Below are 24,554 nucleotides of genomic sequence, written 5' to 3' on the forward strand. Positions count from 1 at the left end.
TGGTAGCATTCAAAAGATTTGTAGAAAAATATTCCGCATTGTTTTATCTTTGAACTAATGGCAGAAAAAACTTTATTAGACGTCAATTCTCTTTCAATTTCCTTCGGAAACAAAAAAAACCTTGTTGAAGTAATTCACAACATATCATTTACAATTTCTGAAAATGAAATTCTGGGCATTGTCGGTGAGTCTGGCTCCGGAAAATCTGTAAGTTCGATGGCCATTATGGGCTTGTTACCCAAAAAAACAATTTTAAAAGGGGCAATTCTATTTGAGGGTAAAAATCTTCTGACTGAAAAAGAAAAAAACCTTCAGTTGCTACGAGGCAATGACATTGCCATGATTTTTCAAGAACCGATGAGTGCCTTAAACCCTTCTTTACGTTGCGGTAGTCAAGTCTCTGAAATCCTTCAGCAGCATCTAAAAATATCAGCTTCCGAAGCAAAAAAAGAAACGATTGTACTTTTTGAAAAAGTAAAGCTTCCACGTCCCAACGAAATTTTCCGAAGCTATCCGCACCAAATTAGTGGCGGACAAATGCAGCGGGTTATGATTGCTATGGCCATTGCATGTAAACCCAAATTACTCATCGCCGATGAACCAACAACCGCTTTAGATGTTACGGTTCAGAAAGAAATCATGCTTTTGCTGAAAGAGCTTCAAAAAGAAACAGGAATGAGCCTTCTTTTTATCTCTCACGATTTAGGTTTGGTTTCTGAAATTGCAGATCGCGTTTTGGTCATGTACAAGGGTGATATTGTAGAGTCGGGTACTGTTTCGGCATTATTTAGCACTGAAGGAGTCGGTCCACAAAACGATTACACCAAAGCATTATTAGCCTCTAGGCCTACCATGAAAGAGCGGTTACAAAAACTGCCCACCATAGCCTCTATCGCAGATGCTAGCTTTGTTCCGAAAGTGGTAAGCGCGTTACAACGTTCGTTGCGACACAAAAAAATATACACCAAAGCACCTTTATTGGAGGTTTCCAATCTTAGAAAAGAATACGTTAGCAATCCTAGTTTGTTTCGACCTAAAACAACAGTAGCCGCTGTAAACGGAGTTAGTTTTTCAATTTTTGAAGGCGAAACGGTCGGTTTGGTTGGTGAGTCTGGCTGCGGAAAGTCCACGTTGGGGAAAACAATTTTGCAATTAGAAAAAGCAACTTCGGGAAGTATAAAATACCGCGGAAAAGAAATTACGGCTTTAGCTCCTTCTGAATTAAGAGTGCTTCGGAAAGAGATACAACTCATTTTTCAAGACCCGTATTCATCGTTAAATCCGAGAATTATTATTGGGGAAGCATTGATCGAACCGATGAAGGTTCACAACATCGGTGCTTCTGAAAAAGAACGAAAAGAAAAAGTGCTCACACTACTGAAGCGCGTAGGATTGGATGAAACTTTTTTTTACCGATACCCACACGAACTTTCTGGCGGACAACGACAACGGGTTGGAATTGCACGCACCATTGTTATGGAGCCTAAACTCGTTATTTGTGACGAATCGGTTTCGGCATTAGATATTTCGGTACAAGCGCAAGTTTTAAACCTCTTAAACGAATTAAAAGACGACTTCGGATTTACCTATTTATTTATCTCACACGATTTAGCCGTTGTAAAATACATGGCAGATCAACTATTGGTTATGAATGCGGGTCAGATTGAAGAAATTGGTGACGCGGATGAAATCTATGAAAATCCGACCCAAGAATACACTAAAAAATTAATTGCTGCCATTCCGAAAGGAATGTAAAAAAAAAAGCCCGTTCTAACCTCACAAAGAACGGGCAAACCTTTATCTGTATCGTAAGCAGATTCGGGGGTAAAAAACTCTGAAAAAAATTAAATCAATAAAAACACTTTTTTTGCCACATACAAGACATTTCTTAACAGATGTGCTGTATTTTTCATGGTCTTTAATACATTTTGCATAAGTAGGTTAATTCGTTAGTTTTGGGACTGCTAATATCAAAAAGAAAAGCGTTTATAACGATTAAAAGCCTTAAATTTCGTTGAAATACACATAATTTTAACATTTTGAAATAATTGTACCGTAAATTCCTACTTTTCAAGGCATTGAAGTTAAAAGTTTTTGTAGGTGAAAAGAAGTGATTTTTATCCTTTTCGTTTCTTTTTTGTAGAGAGCACATCCTCAACAGGATAGTAAGAACGTCCGTAATTTGATCGCTTGTCTTCTCCCAATCGTTTAGCAACTTGATTGGTCATTTTAATTACAAATGCTTCTTCAGCATTTGGAAAGGATAAATCGCGACCGTCATGATCCACTTTTTCATTACGAGGAGAGTGATCTTGTTTACGTTCGTGGTAATCTTCTGTTTGGTATAATTCGTTATAGCAATGAATCAATTCGTGGGAAAGTAAAGCAACAGGAGAATTAAACCCCTTGTTACTTTGAAACCATTTTTTTCTGTGGTTTTTTCTAAAAACGGCGCCATGTGTATCTAAAAACATCACACTATTCAATGCTGGATTGTACGCGTTTTTCGGACCTGAAACAATCGAAATTTCATGCGCTGTATCTGCCACCAACACATCAATAATATCGACGTGCTTCATTTCGCCATCATCTTCAAAAGATATGGTAAGCAAACTGTTTTTATATAAATAGTCGATGGCTTTTAACGTATTCCGAAGAAAACGATCATCAATCGCTTCATAGTCTCTTTCTTCTTGATACGCGTAGGTTACAAACTCATTGCTTAAGGTTCCTATTCTCATTTAAAAGGACATCTCTGGAATTTCTCCTTCAACGATTAAATCCCCTTCGGTGGCTGCAATAATTTCTTCTACTGAAACACCTGGCGCACGTTCTAATAACTTAAAAGAGCCATCTTTTACTTCGAGTACAGCAAGGTTAGAAACAATTTTTTTTACACAATTTACCCCTGTTAATGGAAGCGAACATTGTTTTAAAACTTTAGATTCACCGGCTCTATTGGTATGCATCATGGCAACAATGATATTTTCAGCAGAAGCTACCAAATCCATTGCGCCACCCATTCCTTTTACCATTTTTCCAGGAATTTTCCAGTTGGCGATGTCTCCATTTTGAGAAACTTCCATAGCGCCTAAAATAGTAAGGTCTACGTGTTGTCCACGAATCATAGAAAAGCTCATCGCAGAATCGAAGAAAGACGCTCCTGGAAGGGCAGTAATGGTTTGTTTTCCGGCATTAATTAAGTCTGGATCTTCTTCTCCTTCAAAAGGGAAAGGACCCATTCCTAAAATTCCGTTTTCACTTTGAAAATCTACTTCTATATCGTTGCGTACAAAATTCGCCACCAAGGTTGGAATCCCAATTCCTAGGTTTACAAAGTAACCGTCTTTTACTTCTTTCGCGATACGCTGTGCTATTTGTTCTTTACTTAAAGCCATTATCTTTTTCTTACGGTTAATTGTTCGATGCGTTTTTCGTAATTCACTCCTTGAAAAATTCGTTGCACAAAGATTCCTGGAATATGAATTTGATTCGGGTCTAACTCGCCCGCAGGTACCAACTCTTCGACCTCAGCAACGGTAATTTTTGCAGCACCGCACATATTTGGATTAAAGTTTCTAGCGGTTCCTTTAAAAATTAAGTTTCCGGCTTCGTCTCCTTTCCATGCTTTTACAAAGGCAAAATCTGCTTCAAAAGCTTTTTCCATCAAATACATTTTGCCGTTAAATTCGCGCGATTCTTTACCTTCTCCCACTTCGGTTCCGTAGCCTGCTGGAGTATAAAATGCAGGAATTCCACTTTGAGCGGCTAAGCAACGTTGCGCTAAGGTTCCTTGTGGAATAAGCTCAACTTCCAGCTCGCCACTTAACATTTGACGTTCAAACTCGGCATTTTCGCCTACGTATGAAGAAATCATTTTCTTTATTTGATGTTTCTGAAGTAACAATCCAAGACCAAAATTATCAATCCCTGCGTTGTTTGAAATACAGGTTACATTTTTTACATCTTGTCGTACTAATTCGGCAATTGCATTTTCTGGAATTCCGCTTAAACCAAAGCCTCCTAACATAAAAGTCATGCCATCTGCAATTCCTTTACATGCTTCGGAAACATTTGAAACCGTTTTATTAATCATAGTTCGTATTTTTCAGAAGGAACATATCACTTTCAGAAAGCCTTCTAATTTTTTATAAAAATACTGAAATTGATGCGATAAAAAAACCTCGCAACTGTATGAAAGTTGCGAGGTTTGTTCTTTATTTTATTCCGAAGAAATATTAGAAATCAAATTCGTCAGGTATTTCTTCTACATCGTTATTATCGTCTTTCCATTTTGAGCAATCTGTCTCGATAGATAGGTTTGAAGGTTTTTTAAATGCCTTGTCTGACACGTCTAACTCAGGATCTGCGTAACATTTTTTCATGTACAATCCCCAAACAGGCAATGCCATCGTAGCACCTTGTCCGTAAGTTGTCGTTGCAAAGTGTGTCGCACGATCTTCACCACCAACCCATACGCCAGTTACTAAATTAGGAACCATTCCCATAAACCAACCATCACTGTTGTTTTGAGTTGTTCCTGTTTTACCTGCGATCGGGTTTTCGAAACCGTACGGATAGCCTGTAATCACATTTTTATACACTGAATTTCCAGTAGCCCATTTGTGACGTAATCGCGTTCCAGAACCTCCTTGTGTCACACCTTCCATAAGACTTACGGTTACATAGGCCGTTTCGTTGCTAATTACATCTTTCGTTTCGGGTACATTCTGAAACAATACCGTTCCATTTTTATCTTCAATTCGTTGAATCAGTGTTGGCTTTACATACACGCCTTCATTTGCAAACGTACTGTAGGCTCCCACCATTTCGAAAAGTGAAACGTCTGGCGTTCCCAATGCGATTGAAGGCGCTTCTGGCATGTTCTCGGTATCAACACCCATTTTCTTTACCAAATCGATCACAGGTCTTGGTCCAACACGATCAATTAATCGAGCTGTTACAGTGTTTATAGAATTTGCCAATGCATACTTTAAGGTAACCATTCCGCCATAGCTTCCTCCCGCATTTTTAGGACACCATTCTTTCAGTAAACCATATTTTCCCGTCTGAATACAATACGGAGTATTTGGTAAGGTATCGCAAGGCGACATGTGCATTTGATCTATGGCAGTCGCATATACAAAAGGCTTAAAGGTAGAACCTATTTGGCGCTTTCCTGTTTTTACCATGTCGTACTTAAAATGTTTGTAATTGATCCCTCCAACCCAGGCTTTTACTTCTCCTGTTTGAGGCGTCATTGACATTAAAGACGATTGTAAAATAGATTTGTAATACCGAATAGAGTCTAACGGTGTCATGATGGTATCTTTATCGCCAGACCAAGCAAATACACGCATTTCCGATTTTTCCTTAAAACTCGCTATGATGTCTTTTTCAGACTTCCCTTGTTTTTTCATCATTTTCCAACGATCACTTCTACGCATTGCAGTATTGAGGATGCTTTCAGTTTCAGCTTCGGTGATATCTCTAAAAGGTGCTGTTTTATTTTTAACGTTTTGTTTGTCAAATTCTTTTTGAAGATTGGCAAGATGTTCGTCCATAGCTTCTTCGGCATAGGTTTGCATTTTCTTATCAATCGTAGTATAAATTTTTAAACCATCGCTATACACGTTGTAACTAGACCCATCCGATTTTGGATTTTCTTTGATCCAATCGGCCATAAAGGCGCGCGCATATTCTCTAAAATATGTCGCAAGACCTTCATCATGACCTTGAGCTGTATATTTTAATCCTAACGGAAGCGCTTGCAAGGAATCTTTTACCGTTTCAGAAATGTAATCGTACTTTTCCATTTGTGAAAGCACTACGTTACGTCTTTCTAACACACGTTTTGGGCGTCGTAACGGATTATAAAGAGATGAGTTTTTAAACATTCCCACCAACATTGCCGATTCTGAAGTCGTTAACTCAGAAGGGCTTTTGTCAAAGTAAATATGAGAAGCAGATTCAATTCCAACCGCTTGATTCAAGAAATCGTACTCATTAAAGTACATTGTTAAAATTTCTTCTTTGGTATATCTACGCTCCAGACGGGTAGCAATAATCCACTCTTTTATTTTCTGAAACCCTCTTTCTAGTTTACTACTCGAAACTTTTTCAGTAAAAAACAGTTTTGCCAATTGTTGAGAAATGGTACTTGCTCCTCCTTTTGATCCTAAAAAGACAAAAGCACGAACAGTTCCCTTTGCATCAATTCCAGAATGCTCATAAAAACGAGCATCTTCCGTAGCAATTAATGCTTTTATAAGATGGTCTGGCAAGGCTTCATACGGAACAGGCGTTCTGTTCTCTTTGTAAAATTTTCCAATTGTTTGCCCGTCTGAAGAGATAATTTCAGTAGCGAGATTTTTTTCTGGATTTTCAAGGCTCGTTTCGTCTGGTAAACTTCCGAAGACACCCCAAGATGCTAATAAAAATATTAAAACGACAAAGCCAATTGCAGCGGCAAATAATTTCCAAAAGGTTTTTTTATGCCTTGCTGTTTCGTTTTGTGGTTTCTTTTTTTTCTTTGTTTGTTGTTTTGCCATAAAACTATTGTTGTGAGGTTTCTTCAATACTAAAGCCAACGTCTGTAATGCCTTCTAAATTTGTAACGCCTTCAACAGTTCCGTTATTGCGAACAGCATGGCCAATAGATAAGGTATACGTTCCTTCTTCTAAAAAGGAAACTTGTTCTTTATACCAAAGCTTGCTTTCCTTTACACTACCAATTCCCGTGCCTAACCACGTTCCGTCTGGATTTGCCATTCTATATTCTAACGTATCTGTAATGGTTTTTCCGTGCGGAAACTCCATAGAAACTATTAAAAATAGATTGTTAAACTTATACGAATTTGTATTTCGAAGGTGTAAAAACACATCGTATTTTTGCAACGAATCTAACTGCGGAATCTGAAAAGACACTACATTATCTTTATTCCAAACATCTGGCATAGCTTGCATTTCGCTCACCACTGTTTTAGAATCGCAAGAAACAAGAACTACTAAAAAAAATATAATAGCAATACTACTTCGCATCATTGGGCGGTTTTCTATTTCTACTTTTTGGTTTATTGGTGCGTTGAGGCTTCTTTGCTCCTTCTGCTTTTGGTTTCCCTTCTGCTTTGTTTTGACCTTGATTTTTAGGACGATTTTGCGCCTTTCTAGGTGGTCTACTTTTCGTCTTAGTGGCCGTTCCGCCTTGCTTAGTATTCTCAGCCGTTTTTGCTCCTTTTGGAGGGTTGGTACCTTTTGGCTTGTTAGATCGCTGTGGTCTTCCTTGCTTTTGTGCTTGGTTTTTAGAACGACGTTTGTTATTGCTCCTTTTTTGTTTAGGACGATCAAAACGTGTTAAACTATCTTGCCCAACAACATTGCTAAACAACTCTTTATCGGGAACGATTGTTTCTTCAATAAACTCTTCAAGACTGGCTACTTTATTCCCTTTTTTATTGATGGCAATAATTTCGTTTACCTTTTCAAGACTTAACTGGTGCCAGTTCATACCTTCTCTCTCGTAAGCGTACCAAAGCAATCCTTTAAAAATATCTGTTTTCTGACAAACAGCCATTCCTTTTTCAGTTGCTAATTTTACATCGCTCTTCGGAAAGCCTTCCAATGCATCTAAATAGGTGTCTAATTCAAAATTTAGGCAGCATTTCAGTTTTCCACATTGTCCTGCTAATTTCTGAGGATTTAATGACAATTGTTGGTAGCGTGCTGCGGAAGTATTTACAGATCTGAAATCTGTTAACCATGTAGAACAACACAATTCACGCCCACAAGACCCAATACCTCCTAAACGAGCTGCTTCTTGACGGAAGCCTACTTGTTTCATTTCGATACGCGTGCTAAATGTTCGTGCAAATTCTTTAATAAGCTCTCTAAAATCTACGCGTTCTTCGGCAGTGTAATAAAAAACGACTTTAGACGCATCTCCTTGAAATTCGACATCGCTAATTTTCATTTGCAATCCTAAACGAATCGCAATTTCTCTAGATCTTTTTTGAACGTCGGCCTCACGGTCGCGCACTTTTTGCCAGATATCGATGTCTTTTTGAGAGGCTTTTCTATATATTTTGGGAAGGAGCTCCGGATTTGGATTTTCCTTCTTCTTTTTCATTTGTACACGAACGAGTTCTCCCGTTAGGGTAACAATACCTATATCGTGACCCGACTCGGCTTCTGTAGCAACCGTATCGCCAATACTTAGTGTTAAATTTTCAGAATTATAATAGAAATGTTTTCTTCCATTTTTAAAACGCACTTCTACCCCTTTAAAAGGTTCCATGTTTGCAGGAAGCGACATATTTGAAAGCCAGTCGAATACCGTTAATTTATTACAGCCATCAGTTCCGCAAGTACCATTGTTCTTGCATCCTTTTGGCTGTCCGTCAGTACCTGTGGCACAGCTTGTACAGCCCATATTTTTATATATATAAAGGAGGAGTTTTAAAAAACAGTTAGGTTACAAAGGTTTTACTCAATCGCATAACAAACTAAAAAACAATCTATTGCGCTTTTTAGTTGCTCAAAATTTCTTTGAAACTTATTTAGTTAACATCCTCACGAAAAATTAAACAATTTATTTAATCCGTAAAGATACCAAATTTAATGGAACGCTACTTTTTAAATTTCAGCTTTTCTGAACGGCCTTTTTTGAAAATTTTGTTGCTATTTGGAATGCCTTGTCGCAGTCTTTTTTGCTCTTCTTGAGGAAGTTGTATAATCTCTAAACACTCATCACTACACGTATTTTGCATTTTTGAAGCACAGCTTTCACATTGAATAAAAAGCAAATGACACGCTTCGTTTTCACAATTTACGTGGGTATCGCAAGGAGCACCACATTGATGACAATTGGCAATGACATCATTGGTAATCCGTTCGCCACGACGGTGATCGAAGACGAAATTCTTTCCTATAAATTTATTTTCTAAGCCTTTATTCTCCACCTGTCTTGCGTATTCAATAATACCGCCTTCCAATTGGTAGACTTGCTTAAACCCTTTGTGTTTGTAATACGCACTGGCTTTTTCACAACGAATCCCACCCGTACAATACATCACTAATTTTTTATCTTCTTTATGGTCTTTTAGGTCTTCCTCAATAATATCGAGCGAGTCTCTAAACGTATCTACATCGGGCGTAATAGCACCTTTAAAATGCCCTATTTCACTTTCGTAGTGATTGCGCATATCGACCAAAATGGTGTCGGGATCTTCCAACAATTGATTAAAATCTTCAGCCGCAACGTGAACCCCTTTGTTGGTAACATCGAACGTATCATCGTTTAAACCGTCGGCAACAATTTTGTTTCTAATTTTTACTTTCAGCTTCAGAAAAGATTTTAAATCATGCTCGATAGCGATGTTCAATCTGACGTCTTTCAGAAATGAAATTCCGTCCAAAAACTCTTTAAACTCATTAAATCTAGTTGCAGGAACGGAAAGCTGCGCATTAATCCCTTCGGATGCGACATAAATTCGACCTAGGACTTCCATTTGGTCCCACGCAATAAACAAATGATTTCTGAAAATTGTGGTGTTGCCTATTTTGGCATATTGATAAAAAGAGAGTGTAAGGCGTTCTTCGCCAGCGTTTTCTAATAGTTCCGCTCTCTCTTTTGCACTTAAGGTATTGTACAGTTGCATGCTATACTTTTTTTAGTGAAAAGAATGAATAAATATTTTAAATCGCTGCAAAAATAGTGTTTTATGCGTTGTTGACAAAAAAACCGATTAACCCATTTTTACTTTTGCTGTAAACGCAAAGAAATAGTATTTTAGCCTATCGACTCCTTCACTAAAAATTGGAATTCATGAGCAACGAAAAAGACGCAAAATTAAAGGCTTTAAAGCTAACTTTAGATAAATTAGACAAAACATACGGTAAAGGAACTGTAATGAAAATGGGCGACAAAGCCGTTATTGAGGTGGAAACCATTTCGACAGGATCTTTGGGCTTAGATGTCGCATTGGGTGTAGGCGGATATCCTAGAGGTAGAGTTATTGAAATTTACGGACCAGAATCGTCTGGTAAAACAACTTTAACGCTTCATGCAATCGCAGAAGCTCAGAAAAAAGGTGGAATTGCTGCGTTTATTGATGCAGAACACGCTTTCGATAGAAATTACGCAGAAGCATTGGGTGTAGATATTGAAAACCTTATTATTTCGCAACCAGACAATGGAGAGCAAGCATTAGAAATTGCCGACAACTTAATTCGAAGTGGTGCCATAGACATTGTGGTTATTGACTCGGTAGCTGCCTTAACACCTAAAAGTGAAATTGAAGGTGAAATGGGTGATAGTAAAATGGGACTGCACGCACGTTTAATGTCGCAAGCGCTTCGTAAACTAACGGGTTCTATTAGCAAAACAAACTGTACCGTAATATTTATCAACCAATTACGTGAAAAAATTGGAGTAATGTTCGGAAACCCAGAAACGACAACTGGTGGTAATGCACTTAAGTTTTATGCTTCGGTACGTTTAGACATTAGAAGATCTACTCAAATTAAAGATACAAATAGCGAAGTACAAGGAAACAAAACTCGTGTAAAAGTGGTAAAAAACAAAGTAGCACCACCTTTCAAAACAGTTGAGTTTGATATTATGTACGGAAAAGGTATTTCGAAAGTAGGAGAAATTATTGACTTAGGTGTCGATTTTGAAATCGTTAAAAAGAGCGGTTCATGGTTTAGTTACGACGACACCAAATTAGGACAAGGACGCGATGCTGTAAAAAACTTACTGCTTGACAATCCAGAACTTATGGATGAGTTAGAGCAAAAAATTAAGGCCTCTATCGCGGCTCTTAATAGTTAAAAAATAATTTCCCCAACGCAACCCTTTTAATTAAGTTGCATCTACTCAGCGTAGAACCTTGATTAAAATGGTTGCCACTTACCAAATAATGTAAGTAGCTACAAATTAATATTAATTCACGGGACTGCACTTGACTTTAAACGAGCTCATCATACAATGTAAGAAGCAGGATATTAAGGCGCAAGGGGAGCTGTACAAGAAATATTCGGGTACATTACTTTCTATCTGCCTTCGATATTCTCCTAATTATGCTGAAGCTGAAGACAGTTTGCAGGATTCATTCCTTACTATTTTCAAAAAAATTGATCAGTTTAAAGACAAAGGTTCTTTTGAAGGCTGGATGAAACGGATTACCGTGAATACCGTGCTTCAGAAATACCGAAAACAACGTGTTTTTGACATTAATAGAGAAGATCAAATTGAAGAGGAAGCCGATGTTGAGATTGAAGATGAAGGCATTCCATTAGATTTCTTACTGAAAATTATTCAGGAATTACCAGATCGCTATCGCTTGGTCTTTACGATGTATGTCATGGACGATTATTCGCATAAAGAGATTGCCGAATTGTTAGGAATCTCAGATGGTACGTCTAAATCAAACCTAGCAAGAGCACGAATGATATTGAAAACAAAAATTGAAGATTATAAAACTCTTAACAGACAGTAATAAAATTTAGTTTTAACTTAGTAAACTGCCTTTAAGGCATCTAATAAAAAAGAAACCTACAATAAGTAGGGAAACAATGAAAAACAAAAAGCACATAGACCAGCTTTTTAAAGATCGCTTCGAAAATTTTGAGCCGACGCCTTCTCCACATGTTTGGGGAAATATTGAGGCGCAACTTACAAACGAGAAGAAAGATCGCAAAGTAATTCCGCTGTGGTGGAAATTTGCTGGTGTCGCTGCGCTTGTTGCATTGCTATTTACCATTGGAAACTCTGTTTTTACTACTTCTAAGGTAGATACAACGATTGTTACTGAAGAAAAAACGATTCCTGGAACTCAAGAGCAAGACGTATTAGACACAAACACTTTACAGAATACCAACGATAAGGGTTCTAATAGTTCTATTGCTTCGGAAAATGACGCGGTTCCACTAAATGGAGATGACGCAAATGAAGTTGAAAACGCTTCAAACCCAAAAGCAGAAACTCCTTCAAACACCAAAGAAGCTGTTTATAAAAAATCAAGTCAGTACAATACAACCGTTGCTTCTGAAACAAACGCTTCCGAAGAAAAAAAGAACACTACTACAAAAAGTTCCAATAAAGCTTTCAATACTGTGTACGGCATCGACCCTACAAAAGATGTTGCTGTAAACACTTCCGAAGGAAAGAAAAACACGACACTTGTTCCTGCTTCAGAAACAGGAAATGAAACCATACTTAATTCAGAAAAAAATAACTCATTAATCAATAAAGAGCTAGGAATTTCTGAAACCATTTCGACCGAAATTGCACAAAACAATTCAACCGAAGAAACTAAAGAAGCAGCAGCAGCTTCAGAAAAGAAATCAATTCTAGACGAAATTAAAGAACAAGAAACTTTAAAAGAAGATGCCGCCGTTGCAGAAAGTAAAACCATCGATAATCGTTGGGATGTTGCGCCAAACTTTGCACCTGTGTATTACAACACATTAAGTAGTGGATCGTCAATTGACCCTTCTTTTGCAGATAATTCGCAATCGGGAGATGTAAATTTCAGTTACGGAGTGCAAATAAGTTACGCGCTTAGTGAGCGCCTTAGTATTCGTTCTGGAGTAAGCAATGTAGATCTTAGTTATGCTACCGGTGGTGTAGAACTTGGAACAGGTCCTGTTGCTGTAGCTTTAAAAAGTATTAATTATAATGGAACAGGAACAGTTGTTACCGCTTTAGACGCAGGAACTATTCGCGAAGCCAACGCAGCTCTTAATGGAGGTTTTGGAGAGATTATGCCAAAATCAACCAATGGAGAAGCTCAGATTGTTCAGAGTCTTTCGTATTATGAAGTTCCATTAGAATTAAAATACGCCGTGTTTACCAAAAAATTTGGTGTCAATCTTATTGGTGGACTTAGTACCTTATTCTTAGGAAACAATGAGGTTTCTGTAACGGCAGCCGATTTTAATAGCTCTCTTGGAGAAGCAAACAACCTATCGTCCGTTAGTTTTTCAACCAACGTCGGATTAGGATTTGATTATAAAATTTCAAAAAAGTTTAAGTTTAATGTTGAGCCTATGTTTAAATATCAACTAAATCCATATACAGACGCGTCTGTCGACTTTAAACCCTATTATTTAGGAGTTTATACAGGGTTTAGCTATAAATTTTAGGTTAGTTTTTTAGTTGGTTTGGTTATACCAAGCATTTAATTAAAACCGTTCTTCGCCATAGGACGGTTTTTTTATGCCGAATTTTAAACCGTTGGATGTTCTAACTCGTTCAAGATAATCTCACGTGTTTTCTGTTTCAACATTCTTCGGTCGTCTGCAGCTAAAATTTCTGTAGGAATCACTTCATGCACTTTTACACGCATCTTCCCTGGAGTACCACTAAAAAAAGTATATGAAAAACGCTTTTTGTTATCGTGAAACGTTAAGGGCGCAATAGGAATGTTATGTTCTATCGCTAATCTAAAAGCGCCATCTTTAAATTCGTCTAATACTACAGATTCGTCGTCTGGAACGCCGCCTTCAGGAAAAATACAAACACTTAGTCCCATATTAATTTTACGTTGCGCACTTTCAAAAACATCGCGACGGCTTTTCGGACTGTGCCTATCTACCAAAATACACGTTCTTTTGTAAAAGAATCCAAACAGAGGGATTTTAGAAAGTTCCTTCTTCCCCACAAAAACAAATGGATTTTTGGTTACATACAACATCAACATAATATCTGCCATAGAAGTATGGTTGGAGACAAACATATAACTTGCTTTCTTTTTATAGGTAGTTTCTCTTTTTATAACAGGGAGGAACCCCATTCCGAAGAGAATAATGGTTGCCCAAAGGCGTGCCAATTTAAAAAAGAGTGGGTACCACTGCTCTCTCAAGATACTAATGACTAAAAACGGAAATAATACAACGATAGGTACGGTTACTAAAATATAGAACCAAATTCTATACAGGGTATACCAAAAATACTTGATTACTTTCATGGAAGACCAAAAATAACGATTTGAAGAATGCAAATACACTAAAAAAAGTAACTTTGCTAAAAAAATTACTACCATGTCAAGAATACTTACTGGGATACAAAGTACAGGAACTCCACATTTAGGAAATATACTAGGAGCCTTAATACCTGCAATTGAAATGGCGAACGATCCTAAAAACGAATCGTTTCTATTTATTGCCGATATGCATTCACTTACGCAAATAAAAAATGCAGAAACATTACGAAACAATACTTACAGTACTGCTGCAACATGGCTGGCTTTAGGATTGGACATTTCAAAAACTGTTTTTTATCGTCAAAGTGCCATTCCACAAGTAACAGAACTTTCTTGGTATTTAAGCTGTTTTTTTCCATACCAACGTCTCACACTCGCACATTCATTTAAAGACAAAGCAGGTCGTTTAGAAGATGTAAACGCTGGTTTATTTACGTACCCAATACTGATGGCTGCCGATATTTTATTATACGACGCCGAAATTGTACCCGTAGGAAAAGACCAATTGCAACATTTAGAAATAACGCGTGATGTTGCAGCTCGTTTTCATGCGCAATTAGGAGAAACTTTTGTCATGCCAGATGCTAAAATTCAAGAAAACAGCAAGCTTATCCCTGGAACTGACGGTTCAAAAATGAGCAAGTCTAAAAACAACATTATTAATATCTTTTTAGCAGACAAAGCTCTTCGGAAACAAATCATGACGATTGAAACCGACAGTACTCCAATGGAAGATCCGAAAGACCCAGAAACGTGCAATGTTTTTGCACTTTATAAATTATTAGGCTCGGATGAAGCGATTGCAACCATGCGAAAAAATTACGAAGGTGGAAATTATGGCTACGGTCATGCCAAACAAGCGCTGTTCGAATTAATCGTAGAACGTTTCGCAGAAGAACGCAAACGCTACACCTACTATATGGAGAACCAACATGAAATTGAGAAAGCGCTAGAAGTTGGAGCTGCAAAAGCATCTTTGGTAGCTAACGACGTACTAAAAAGAGTTCGTAAAAAGCTAGGGTACTAAACCACTTGAAATAATTTACCCGGTATAGGTCGCACCACCCCTTTAAGTTCTAAACTTAACAGTAGTGTTGCGACCTTATACGTAGGCATGGTACAATGTTGCGAAATTTCATCTAATAATACTTTTTCGTGTTGGTTTAGATACTCGTAAACAATCGTTTCTTCGTCGGTAAGCGCCACAAATAGTTCAGCTTGTACTGACTTTACTGGCGTTTTATCAAGTTTCCATCCTAACATATACACAATATCGGCAGCACAGGTAAGCAATCGGGCTTGCTGACTTTTTATTAAATCGTTGCAACCTTCACTCTGACTATCGGAGGTTCTTCCGGGAACCGCAAATACTTCTCGATTGTAGGAGTTTGCAATATCGGCAGTTACCAAACTCCCTCCTTTTTCGGCAGATTCGATCACAATTGTTGCTTCGCTCATTCCAGCAATAATTCTATTTCTACGCAAGAAATTAGTGCGATCAAAGGCGTCGTTGCTCCAAAATTCGGTTAGAAACCCACCATTTTCTTCAATACTAGGGATGTACTTTTTATGAACTTTAGGATATACTTGTTCAAATCCATGGGCCAAACAAGCAATCGTTTGCAATCCATGTTCCATCGCTGCTTTATGTGCGACAATATCGACCCCATAGGCAAATCCAGAAACGATTATAGGGTCAAGGGGCGCTAACTCTTCAATTAACTGTTCGCAAAAGGCTTTTCCGTAGGTGGTGATTTTTCGGGTTCCTACAATGCTTAGTATTTTTCTCTTCGGAAGGTCAATTCTTCCTTTCTGAAAGAGTAGCATGGGACCATCTATACAATGCTTCAATTTTTCTGGGTAGTTGCTGTCTTTAAAATAACTGAAGCTAATATCATTCGCTTTCATATAAGAAAGTTCTGCTTCAGCTTCCTCTAAAAAACGGTCTGAAGACAGGTCTTTTATTTTTGAAGCACCAATGCCATCAATTTTGAGTAAATTTTGTTTCTTTTCTTTAAAAACTCCTTCCGCAGAACCTATGTGTTGGAGTAATTTTTTGGCTGAAGCATCCCCAAGATTTGGTACACGTTGTAAGGCGAGGGTAAAAACCAATTCGTTTTCTGAAATCATAAAATTCCTAACTAATTGGGGAGCAATTAAATGTACAACTTTTTTAGAGTTGTTAATAAGTTCGAGGCTTCAAAAGTGAAAAAAAGTGAAAAAAAAGTATCTTTGTTTCAATGCAAATGACCACTTACATAAACGATTTATTGTACCGATACGAATGTGTAATTATCCCTGGTTTCGGGGCTTTTTTAACACAATATCGATCTGCAAAAATTGACGAGACGTCGCATACGTTCTACCCTCCTGGAAAAGTTGTAACTTTTAACAGACAGTTACAAACTAACGATGGATTGTTGGCAAATTATGTTGCTTCAGTTGAAAATTGCAGTTATGAATCTGCGCTTCAAAACATTAGAAGCTTTACTGGGAAATTGCAATCACAATTAGCGAATAAAGAAGTCGTTTCTTTTAAAAATATTGGTGATTTTGCCTTAAATGAAGAACGTGCCATTCAGTTTACACCTTCAGAAAAAGAAAACTTTAGCACCACTTCTTTCGGACTAACTCCTTTTGTATCACAACAAGTAGTACGTGAAGAGAAAACGGAGAAAGTTGTAGAAAAAACACCGCTGTTATTCACTCCTGGAAAACGAGAGCGTTACCCATATCTAAAATATGCCGCTGTAGCTGTTGTCGCTTTATCGGTTGCGGGAATTGGAGCTTTAAAATTATATGAAGGAGAAGTTCAGAAATATAATTTTGCTGAAAAACAAAAAGCAGATACCCGATTAGAAAACAAGATACAAGAAGCTACGTTTGTAATTGAGAATCCGTTACCCACTTTAAATCTTACACTTCCGAAGCTAACTGGAAAATACCATATCGTTGCAGGCGCATTTAGAGTTGAAGAAAATGCTGCTAAAAAACGCAACGAATTACTTTCCAAAGGCTACCAGGCAAAATTGATTGGAGAAAACCAATATGGCTTGCACATGGTTGTATACAGCAGTCACCAAGACCGCTTAGAAGCTCGTAAAAGCTTGCATACTATTAAGCTTTCTGAAAATAAGGATGCTTGGTTATTGGTGCGTGATTTAAACAACTAAATTTTACTCTTTTAAAATATTTCCGCTTAGACGGTTTTGGTATCTTTGCAAAAAATTTGTGATGATTTCAAAAACCCCTAAAGAATCTAGAACTGTCGTAACCGATTTGGTACTTCCTAGTGAGACAAATCCTATTGGCAACATGTTTGGAGGTGAACTACTGGCTAGAATGGATCGAGCGGCTAGTATTGCTGCCCGAAGACATAGCCGTAGAATTGTAGTGACTGTTTCTGTAAACCACGTAGCGTTTAATAAAATGATTCCGTTGGGAAGTGTTGTTACTGTGGAAGCAAAAGTATCTAGAGCTTTTAAAACATCGATGGAGATTTTTATGGATGTTTGGATTGAAGACCGTGAAAGTGGAATGCGTTCTAAGGCAAATGAAGCCATTTATACCTTTGTTGCGGTAGATGAAATGGGAACTCCTGTGGTAGTTCCAGCACTTGTTCCTGAAACTGAGCTTGAAATAGAGCGCCATATAGCTGCCTTACGTAGAAAACAATTAAGTTTAGTTATTGCAGGAAAAATGAAGCCAAATGAAGCCACAGAACTAAAGGCTTTGTTTGAATAATTTAACCCGTTTTTGCCAAACTAAAAATACTTTAACCTACTGGTTTCATAGGGTTTACCGTTAGTATTATATTTTACTTTTTAGTTAATTTTCTGTTGGTTTTTATATCTAAATGAATATATTTGAAACTCTTTGTCTTTTTTTTAAGACTTCAAAGAGAAACTACACTATTCTAAATTAAAAAAATTAGCATGAAAAAAACTACCTTTTACAATTCAATGAAACGTAAAAGTGTATTGTTTTTTGCGATGACATTTATCTTTTCTATGTCGTTTGCCCAAAACAGTTACACCATTAAGTTTCAAGACGAAACAATTGACATTCCTGAAAACATTTCTACGTTTCAATGGAGCCAAATGCCAGAATCTTCAAAATTAGAAGAGGGGTATTATGGTTGGGTTCAATTTTATGAAACTCCAACACAAGACATTCAGAATGCATTTAAGTCTCGTAATCTAGAGCTTATAAACTACATTCCACAGAAAACATACTTGTTCTATTTTCCTGAAACAACTTCAGTATCATTTTTAGCACAAAGTGGTGTTCGTGGAATTATTGGTGTTCCTGGAACTGTAAAATTATCTACAGCACTTCAAAACCCTCCTTATGAGGATTACGCTATTGATGGTTCAAACATATTGGTAACGCTTCAACATTATAAAAACGTAAACACACAATATGTTATAAATGAATTAGCTGCAAAACAAATTTCAGTTGTTGAGCAATATGATAACTCTAATAACCTTTTACTTTCTATTCCGAACAATTGTTTAACTGATTTATCAAACTTACCGTTTGTAAAATGGGTGGAATTAATTACGGCTCCTTCTATTAAAGATGACACTCGAGGAAGAAGTTTACACAGATCAAGCAACCTTGATACACAAACAACTGCTGGTAGAAATTACACAGGTGAAGGTATTGGTGTTTTAGTTCGTGATGATGGTCGTGTAGGTCCACATATCGATTTTGAAGGACGTTTAACAAACCTAACTGGAGTTACAGGACAAAGTCATGGAGATGGTGTAGCTGGAATTATGTCTGGAGCTGGAAACTTAAACCCAGACAATCGTGGAATGGCAGCAGGAGCAACAACTTATGCTGTAAACTACATCGCTAGCTTTTTAGATAGTTTAACATTAGGGTTAATTAATGATGGAGATGTTCAAATTACAAATTCATCGTACAGTAATGGTTGTAATGATGGATATACTACTGTAACACAAACTGTAGATACACAAACTAAAGATATACCAACATTATTACACGTATTTTCTGCAGGAAACTCTAACGGAAGCAACTGTGGTTATGGTGCAGGAAGTCAATGGGGAAATATTACAGGAGGTCATAAACAAGGTAAAAATGTAATTGCAACAGCAAATGTGTTTTTTGATGGATCCTTAGTTACTTCAAGTAGCCGCGGACCTGCTCATGATGGAAGAATTAAGCCAGACATCTCTGCAAATGGACAAAACCAAATTTCGACAAACGAAAACAATACCTACCAAACATTTGGAGGTACTTCAGGTGCTGCTCCAGGAATCGCAGGTGTTTCTGCTCAATTATACCAAGCGTATGGTGAATTAAACGGAGGTGATTTTCCTCAATCTGCTTTAATTAAAGCTACGTTAATGAATACCGCTAATGAAGCTGGTAATATTGGTCCTGATTACAAATTTGGATACGGTATTGTAAACGGATTAAGAGCTGCACAGTTAATTGAAGATGGTCGTTATTTATCTGATGATATTTCACAAGGTGAAGCAAATACACATACAATAAATGTACCTGCAGGAACTACTCAAGTACGTTTTATGACCTATTGGAGTGATACTCCTGCTGCACCAAGTGCGAACCCAGCACTAGTAAACGATTTAGATATGGTTGTTACTGATCCAGCATCTGGAGCACATTTACCTTATATTTTAGATCCAACACCAAATGCAACAACTTTAGATTTACCAGCAACAAACGGTGTAGATCGTTTAAACAATGTTGAGCAGGTTGTAATTAATAACCCTGCCGCTGGAGCCTATGACGTTGATATTTCAGGATTTAACGTGCCTTTTGGACCACAAGAGTATTTTATTGTGTATGAAATTATTACTGAAAACCTTACGTTAACATATCCAAATGGTGGAGAGTCTTTCACACCTTTCGGAGCACAATCTCTTCATTGGGATGCAATTAACACAACTGAAGATTTCGATTTAGAGTACTCTACAGACAACGGAACAACTTGGTCTGCTATTACTACTGTTGCAGGAACAGTTACAAACTATGCTTGGAGTGTTCCTAATGAAGTAGGATCTCAAGTTAAAGTACGAATTACAAGTGGTGCTTTTCAGGATGAGAGTGATGATGTCTTCCACATCGCAAGATACCCAGCCGTATTACAATATGATATGGTTTGTCCAACCGAAGCTACTGTTAGCTGGAATGCAATAGACGATGCTGAATCATACGATGTATATACCTTAGGTGAGAAATACATGGAAGTTATAACCACCACTACAACAGAAGAAGCTATTATTCCAATTACAGATGTTAATGAACCTATTTGGTTTGCTGTTGTAGCTAAAAATGCTACTGAAGGTTGGGCTAGTAGAAGATCTATTGCTAAATTACATGCAGGAGGCCTTTTAAACTGTAATCTTGGTCTTGAAGAGTCTGTTTTATCTGAAGGGATTGTATTATATCCAAATCCTGCTTCAGACCAAGTAATGGTGTCTACTAAGAATAACGCATTCGAAACGTTAAACGTTAGTATCATTAACAGCTTAGGACAAAAACTATTCACAAATACATTTACAAATGTAAGTGGAACAAACCCAATAGCGGTAGATGTTTCTTCTTACGCAACAGGAATGTATTTTATGACGATTGAATCTGATGGTGTTGCTACAACTAAAAAATTGGTTGTTCAGTAAATCACCTTTCAAATTACATACTAAAAGCCATCAAAACAAAACTGTTTTGATGGCTTTTTTTTTACACATACTCTACTGAACACCTAGGATATAGCTGTGTTTTTAACAGTTACTTTCCCTTGTTTTAGACTGTAAATCAATATATTTGGTATTGTTGTGATTTTTTATCATTCATAAAAACTACTACTCTTTAATAATTTAAAAAAACGAATATGAAAAAATTTACTTTTCCTTTTTCAATAAGGCGCAAAGAAGTCTTATTTTTAGCTATGGTATTGGTGTTTTCAATATCGTATTCACAAACGAATTATGCCATACAGTTTCAAGATGAAACAATTGAAATTCCTGAAAACATTTCCACTTTTGAATGGAACCAATTACCAGAGTCTTCAAAACTAGATGCTGGTTATTTTGGTTGGGTTCAATTTTACGAAACCCCTACACAAGACGTACAAGATTTATTTAAAACACGAAACCTTCAGTTATTAGAATATATTCCTAACAAAACGTATTTGTTTTATTTTCCTGAAACTACTTCTGTCAATTTCTTAAGAAACAACGGTGTTAGGTCTATTGTCCCAGTGGATGGGACTTATAAATTATCTTCAGAATTAAAAAATCCACCCTATGCACATTGGGCTACTGATGGAGATAATATTCTAGTAACACTTCAGCACCACAAAAATGTAAACACTCAGTTTGTAATTGATGATTTGGCAAACCAACAAATTAGCGTTCGCCATCAATACAAAGGGTCTAATAACATAGATCTTTCAATCCCAAACAACTGCTTAGAGACGCTTTCAAATTTACCGTATGTGAAGTGGGTTGAATTAATTGTTGCCCCTTCAGTTAAAGATGACACCAGAGGAAGAAGTTTACATAGATCCAATGGGCTAGACACACAAACAAGTGCGGGTAGAAACTACACAGGAAGTGGAATTGGTGTTATGGTACGAGATGATGGAATTGTAGGGCCTCATATCGATTTTCAAGGCAGAATCGACAATAGCACAGCTAGTGGTTCTGGACAAACACACGGTGATGGTGTTGGAGGAATTATGGCTGGAGCAGGAAACCTTGACCCTTCTATGCGAGGAATGGCAGCTGGATCTGATGTGTATGTAGTTAATTATCAAGCAAACTTCTTAGACAGCCAAACAGTAGGCTTAATAACAAGTGGCGATGTTCAAGTAACCAATTCTTCATACAGTAACGGTTGTAATGATGGATATACTACTATTACACAAACAGTAGATACACAAACTAAGGATATTCCAACCTTATTACATGTATTCTCTGCGGGTAACTCAAACAATAGTAATTGTGGGTATGGTGCTGGAAACCAATGGGGAAATATTACAGGAGGCCACAAACAAGGAAAAAATGTTATTGCTACTGCAAATGTATTTTTTGATGGCTCTTTAGTGAATTCAAGTAGCCGTGGACCTGCACATGATGGAAGAATAAAACCAGACATCGCTGCAAATGGACAAAATCAAAACTCTACTAATGAAAATAACACATACCAAGTTTTTGGAGGAACTTCAGGAGCTGCGCCAGGTATTGCAGGAATTTCTGCTCAATTATACCAAGCGTATGGTGAATTAAACGGTGGTGATTTTCCACAATCGGCACTTATTAAAGCAACTTTAATGAATACTGCTAATGAAGCAGGAAACATTGGCCCTGATTATAAATTTGGATACGGTATTGTAAATGGATTGCGGGCTGCCAAATTAATTGAAGACGGACGTTATTTTTCTGATGATATATCGCAAGGGGAAACCAACGGACATACTATAAATGTACCTACCGGAACCACCCAAGTACGTATTATGGTGTATTGGAGTGATGTTCCTGGCTCTCCGGGAGCCAATCCTGCGCTTGTAAATGATTTAGACATGATGGTAACAGATCCTTCAAGCACAAATCACTTACCCTGGATATTAGACCCTACTCCTAATGCTACAACCTTAGATTTGCCTGCAACTAATGGTGTAGATCGTTTAAACAATGTAGAGCAAGTTTTAATTAACAATCCTGCTGCTGGAGGGTATAATCTTGAAGTTACTGGATTTAATGTTCCTGTGGGACCTCAAGAGTATTTTGTTGTTTACGAATTGATTTCTGAAAATCTTGTCGTAACCTACCCTAATGCGGGTGAAAGTTTTGCTCCAGGGGAAACAGAATCTATTCATTGGGATGCTACCAATACTACAAACGATTTCTTACTAGAATACTCAACAGACAATGGAACTAGCTGGAATACAATCACCACTGTTGCCAATGACGTAACCAATTACGGATGGACTGTTCCTACCTCTATTACTGGAGATGCTTTAATTCGAGTTACTAGCGGCGCTTTTTCTGATACTAGTGACGAAACTTTCTCAATTGCTCGTTTGGCAACCAATGTTCAAGTAACACAAGTATGTCCAGACAATGCAACTTTTGTTTGGAATGCCGTTACAGATGCTGAATCTTACGATTTCTACATGCTAGGAACTACGTATATGGACCTTGTTGGAACGTCAACAACTCCTACTATAAATGTACCTATTACAGATCCTTCAACACCTATTTGGGCCGCTGTAGTTGCTAAAAATGATACGGAAGGTTGGAAGAGCAGAAGAACCATCGCGATTAATCATCCTGGTGGATTGCTAAATTGCTCATTGGCAAACGATGTCTCTACTGTTTCTATTGATAATACACCGAGTGATTTTGCACTTGTATGTGCAGGCTCTAACGATGTCGTGATTTCTGCATCATTTAGAAATTCAGGAATGGATCCACAAAGTAATTTTACCGTTTCGTATCAATTGGATAGCAATCCGGCTGTGGAAGAAACCTATACTGCCACTTTAAATCCTGGGCAACAAGTAGCTTATAATTTTACCACGCCATTAACTATAACTACTTCTGGAGAATATACATTAACGGTAAGTGTAGCACTTGCTGGCGATGAAAACGCAAGTAATGATACAGAAACATTAGATTTTTATGCGGTTACGGAAGCGACCCCAATGGATTTGGTTGAAAGTTTTGAACCAAATGGATTTCCCCCTCCAGCTTGGGTCATTACCAATCCTGACAATGTTGATACTTGGGAAGAAAGTACTGGCGTTATAGGTCGTAATGGAACTCCAACAACCACAGCATTTGTAGATAACTACAATTACAATGCAGCAGGCGAAGAAGATGCATTTATCACAGAGATTGTAGATTTAACAACAAGTCCTACTGATGCAGCGTTGCTTTTTGACCTTGCAAAAGCACAATATTCATCTTCTCTATTTGATGGTTTACGTGTTGAAGTTTCTACCGATTGTGGGGTTACCTATACCACTGTCTATGAGAAGACTAATTTAGAGTTGTCGACTGTTTCGGGCTATGTAACCTCTAATTGGTCACCTTCTACCAGTTCAGATTGGAGAACCGAAGTGATTGACTTAAATGCATTCATTGATGATAATGTTCAAATTAAGTTTGTAAATATTAATGGATATGGGAATAGTACATTTATCGACAATATTAACATCACATCAATACTTGGAGTTTCAGAAAATAAACTAGAGGATACTGTTTCTGTATATCCTAACCCGACATCAGATACTGTATTTGTCACCTTTAAAAACAATGATTTTGAAGCTGTTTCAATAACAATCACAAACAGTTTAGGACAGCAATTACAAAACATCAATACTACAAACACAGACACTATGGCGCTAGAAGTTTCTGGCTATGCGAGTGGCTTGTATTTTGTAACTATTGAAGCTGCTGGAAGTTCAATTACGAAAAAGCTTTTAGTAAAGTAAAGCAACACTTAGTTTAAACAAAAAAGGGAGCCTAAAGAGCTCCCTTTTTTTATTTATCTGTTTAAGGAAAGTCG

The 24,554-nt window shown here is 37.4% G+C and carries 18 protein-coding genes; 9 read left to right on the plus strand and 9 right to left on the minus strand.

Translation table 11 applies throughout. The features are described from left to right. Nucleotides 1-57: 57 nt before the first annotated feature. Entirely contained in the window at nucleotides 58-1,755 is a 1,698-nt protein-coding gene (locus BLQ00_RS03790; RefSeq protein ID WP_093140702.1) for an ABC transporter ATP-binding protein, read from the plus strand. 362 nt (nucleotides 1,756-2,117) lie between these two features. On the opposite strand, the gene BLQ00_RS03795 is transcribed toward BLQ00_RS03790, so the two are convergent. The 7 genes from BLQ00_RS03795 to trhO form a co-directional block, all read right to left on the minus strand. Then, entirely contained in the window at nucleotides 2,118-2,741 is a 624-nt protein-coding gene (locus tag BLQ00_RS03795; protein WP_093140705.1) for a hypothetical protein, read from the minus strand. After that, nucleotides 2,742-3,398 carry a CoA transferase subunit B gene (locus BLQ00_RS03800; RefSeq protein ID WP_093140707.1) on the minus strand — a complete coding sequence of 219 codons (657 nt, stop codon included), beginning with the start codon at nucleotides 3,396-3,398 and terminating at the stop codon, nucleotides 2,742-2,744. Then, on the minus strand, nucleotides 3,398-4,096 hold the full coding sequence (locus tag BLQ00_RS03805) for a CoA transferase subunit A (protein ID WP_093140710.1): 699 nt from the start codon (nucleotides 4,094-4,096) through the stop codon (nucleotides 3,398-3,400). Before BLQ00_RS03805 ends, BLQ00_RS03800 begins: the two co-directional genes overlap by 1 nt. Before the next feature lie 142 nt (nucleotides 4,097-4,238). Continuing rightward, a complete protein-coding gene (locus tag BLQ00_RS03810) occupies nucleotides 4,239-6,551 on the minus strand; it encodes a penicillin-binding protein 1A (protein WP_093140712.1) in 2,313 nt (770 codons plus the stop codon). 4 nt (nucleotides 6,552-6,555) lie between these two features. Further along, a complete protein-coding gene (locus BLQ00_RS03815) occupies nucleotides 6,556-7,041 on the minus strand; it encodes a gliding motility lipoprotein GldH (protein WP_093140715.1) in 486 nt (161 codons plus the stop codon). Beyond that, nucleotides 7,031-8,428 (minus strand): PSP1 domain-containing protein, encoded by a 1,398-nt coding sequence (locus BLQ00_RS03820; RefSeq protein WP_093140717.1) that lies wholly within the window; start codon nucleotides 8,426-8,428, stop codon nucleotides 7,031-7,033. Before BLQ00_RS03820 ends, BLQ00_RS03815 begins: the two co-directional genes overlap by 11 nt. Nucleotides 8,429-8,624: 196 nt before the next feature. Next, nucleotides 8,625-9,656, minus strand: coding sequence for an oxygen-dependent tRNA uridine(34) hydroxylase TrhO (gene trhO / locus BLQ00_RS03825; RefSeq protein WP_093140720.1), 1,032 nt, complete (start codon nucleotides 9,654-9,656; stop codon nucleotides 8,625-8,627). Nucleotides 9,657-9,823: 167 nt separating this feature from the next. Between trhO and recA the strand changes: the two genes are divergently transcribed. The 3 genes from recA to BLQ00_RS03840 all read left to right on the plus strand — a co-directional run bounded on the left by recA (nucleotide 9,824) and on the right by BLQ00_RS03840 (nucleotide 13,146). Then, complete coding sequence (recA, locus tag BLQ00_RS03830) at nucleotides 9,824-10,831, plus strand: recombinase RecA (RefSeq protein ID WP_093140722.1); 1,008 nt, start codon at nucleotides 9,824-9,826, stop codon at nucleotides 10,829-10,831. Between the two features lie 130 nt (nucleotides 10,832-10,961). Then, nucleotides 10,962-11,498, plus strand: coding sequence for an RNA polymerase sigma factor (locus BLQ00_RS03835; protein ID WP_093140725.1), 537 nt, complete (start codon nucleotides 10,962-10,964; stop codon nucleotides 11,496-11,498). A 76-nt stretch (nucleotides 11,499-11,574) separates the two neighbouring features. Further along, entirely contained in the window at nucleotides 11,575-13,146 is a 1,572-nt protein-coding gene (locus tag BLQ00_RS03840) for an outer membrane beta-barrel protein (protein WP_093140727.1), read from the plus strand. Nucleotides 13,147-13,229: 83 nt separating this feature from the next. Here BLQ00_RS03840 and BLQ00_RS03845 read toward each other — a convergent pair whose 3' ends face one another. After that, nucleotides 13,230-13,970, minus strand: a complete 741-nt coding sequence (locus tag BLQ00_RS03845; protein ID WP_093141903.1) for a lysophospholipid acyltransferase family protein — start codon at nucleotides 13,968-13,970, stop codon at nucleotides 13,230-13,232. Between the two features lie 73 nt (nucleotides 13,971-14,043). Here BLQ00_RS03845 and trpS point away from each other — a divergent pair, with 73 nt between their 5' ends. Then, the gene (trpS, locus tag BLQ00_RS03850; RefSeq protein WP_093140730.1) at nucleotides 14,044-15,012 is read left to right on the plus strand and encodes a tryptophan--tRNA ligase; all 969 of its coding nucleotides are present in this window, start codon (nucleotides 14,044-14,046) and stop codon (nucleotides 15,010-15,012) included. Here trpS and dprA read toward each other — a convergent pair. Then, the gene (dprA, locus tag BLQ00_RS03855) at nucleotides 15,009-16,112 is read right to left on the minus strand and encodes a DNA-processing protein DprA (RefSeq protein ID WP_093141905.1); all 1,104 of its coding nucleotides are present in this window, start codon (nucleotides 16,110-16,112) and stop codon (nucleotides 15,009-15,011) included. The genes trpS and dprA overlap by 4 nt on opposite strands. Before the next feature lie 113 nt (nucleotides 16,113-16,225). On the opposite strand from dprA, the gene BLQ00_RS03860 reads away from it, so the two are divergent. The 4 genes from BLQ00_RS03860 (at nucleotide 16,226) to BLQ00_RS03875 (ending at nucleotide 24,480) form a co-directional block, all read left to right on the plus strand. Further along, on the plus strand, nucleotides 16,226-17,158 hold the full coding sequence (locus BLQ00_RS03860) for an HU domain-containing protein (RefSeq protein ID WP_093140732.1): 933 nt from the start codon (nucleotides 16,226-16,228) through the stop codon (nucleotides 17,156-17,158). Between the two features lie 61 nt (nucleotides 17,159-17,219). After that, the gene (locus tag BLQ00_RS03865; protein WP_093140735.1) at nucleotides 17,220-17,729 is read left to right on the plus strand and encodes an acyl-CoA thioesterase; all 510 of its coding nucleotides are present in this window, start codon (nucleotides 17,220-17,222) and stop codon (nucleotides 17,727-17,729) included. Between the two features lie 191 nt (nucleotides 17,730-17,920). Further along, the gene (locus BLQ00_RS03870; protein ID WP_093140738.1) at nucleotides 17,921-20,659 is read left to right on the plus strand and encodes a S8/S53 family peptidase; all 2,739 of its coding nucleotides are present in this window, start codon (nucleotides 17,921-17,923) and stop codon (nucleotides 20,657-20,659) included. A gap of 212 nt (nucleotides 20,660-20,871) precedes the next feature. Further along, a complete protein-coding gene (locus BLQ00_RS03875) occupies nucleotides 20,872-24,480 on the plus strand; it encodes a S8 family serine peptidase (protein WP_093140741.1) in 3,609 nt (1,202 codons plus the stop codon). Nucleotides 24,481-24,554 lie beyond the last annotated feature (74 nt).

This window comes from Ulvibacter litoralis (genome assembly GCF_900102055.1).
Classification (GTDB): Bacteria; Bacteroidota; Bacteroidia; order Flavobacteriales; family Flavobacteriaceae; genus Ulvibacter; species Ulvibacter litoralis.

Excerpts from the sequence above, each read along its gene's own strand:
- BLQ00_RS03840 (WP_093140727.1), top strand. The coding sequence starts at position 11,575 with ATGAAAAACAAAAAGCACATAGACCAGCTTTTTAAAGATCGCTTCGAA.
- recA (WP_093140722.1), top strand. The coding sequence starts at position 9,824 with ATGAGCAACGAAAAAGACGCAAAATTAAAGGCTTTAAAGCTAACTTTA.
- BLQ00_RS03860 (WP_093140732.1), top strand. The coding sequence starts at position 16,226 with ATGCAAATGACCACTTACATAAACGATTTATTGTACCGATACGAATGT.
- BLQ00_RS03870 (WP_093140738.1), top strand. The coding sequence starts at position 17,921 with ATGAAAAAAACTACCTTTTACAATTCAATGAAACGTAAAAGTGTATTG.
- BLQ00_RS03820 (WP_093140717.1), bottom strand. The coding sequence starts at position 8,428 with ATGGGCTGTACAAGCTGTGCCACAGGTACTGACGGACAGCCAAAAGGA.
- BLQ00_RS03805 (WP_093140710.1), bottom strand. The coding sequence starts at position 4,096 with ATGATTAATAAAACGGTTTCAAATGTTTCCGAAGCATGTAAAGGAATT.
- BLQ00_RS03810 (WP_093140712.1), bottom strand. The coding sequence starts at position 6,551 with ATGGCAAAACAACAAACAAAGAAAAAAAAGAAACCACAAAACGAAACA.
- BLQ00_RS03875 (WP_093140741.1), top strand. The coding sequence starts at position 20,872 with ATGAAAAAATTTACTTTTCCTTTTTCAATAAGGCGCAAAGAAGTCTTA.
- BLQ00_RS03865 (WP_093140735.1), top strand. The coding sequence starts at position 17,220 with ATGATTTCAAAAACCCCTAAAGAATCTAGAACTGTCGTAACCGATTTG.
- BLQ00_RS03845 (WP_093141903.1), bottom strand. The coding sequence starts at position 13,970 with ATGAAAGTAATCAAGTATTTTTGGTATACCCTGTATAGAATTTGGTTC.
- BLQ00_RS03800 (WP_093140707.1), bottom strand. The coding sequence starts at position 3,398 with ATGGCTTTAAGTAAAGAACAAATAGCACAGCGTATCGCGAAAGAAGTA.
- BLQ00_RS03815 (WP_093140715.1), bottom strand. The coding sequence starts at position 7,041 with ATGCGAAGTAGTATTGCTATTATATTTTTTTTAGTAGTTCTTGTTTCT.
- BLQ00_RS03795 (WP_093140705.1), bottom strand. The coding sequence starts at position 2,741 with ATGAGAATAGGAACCTTAAGCAATGAGTTTGTAACCTACGCGTATCAA.
- BLQ00_RS03790 (WP_093140702.1), top strand. The coding sequence starts at position 58 with ATGGCAGAAAAAACTTTATTAGACGTCAATTCTCTTTCAATTTCCTTC.
- trpS (WP_093140730.1), top strand. The coding sequence starts at position 14,044 with ATGTCAAGAATACTTACTGGGATACAAAGTACAGGAACTCCACATTTA.
- trhO (WP_093140720.1), bottom strand. The coding sequence starts at position 9,656 with ATGCAACTGTACAATACCTTAAGTGCAAAAGAGAGAGCGGAACTATTA.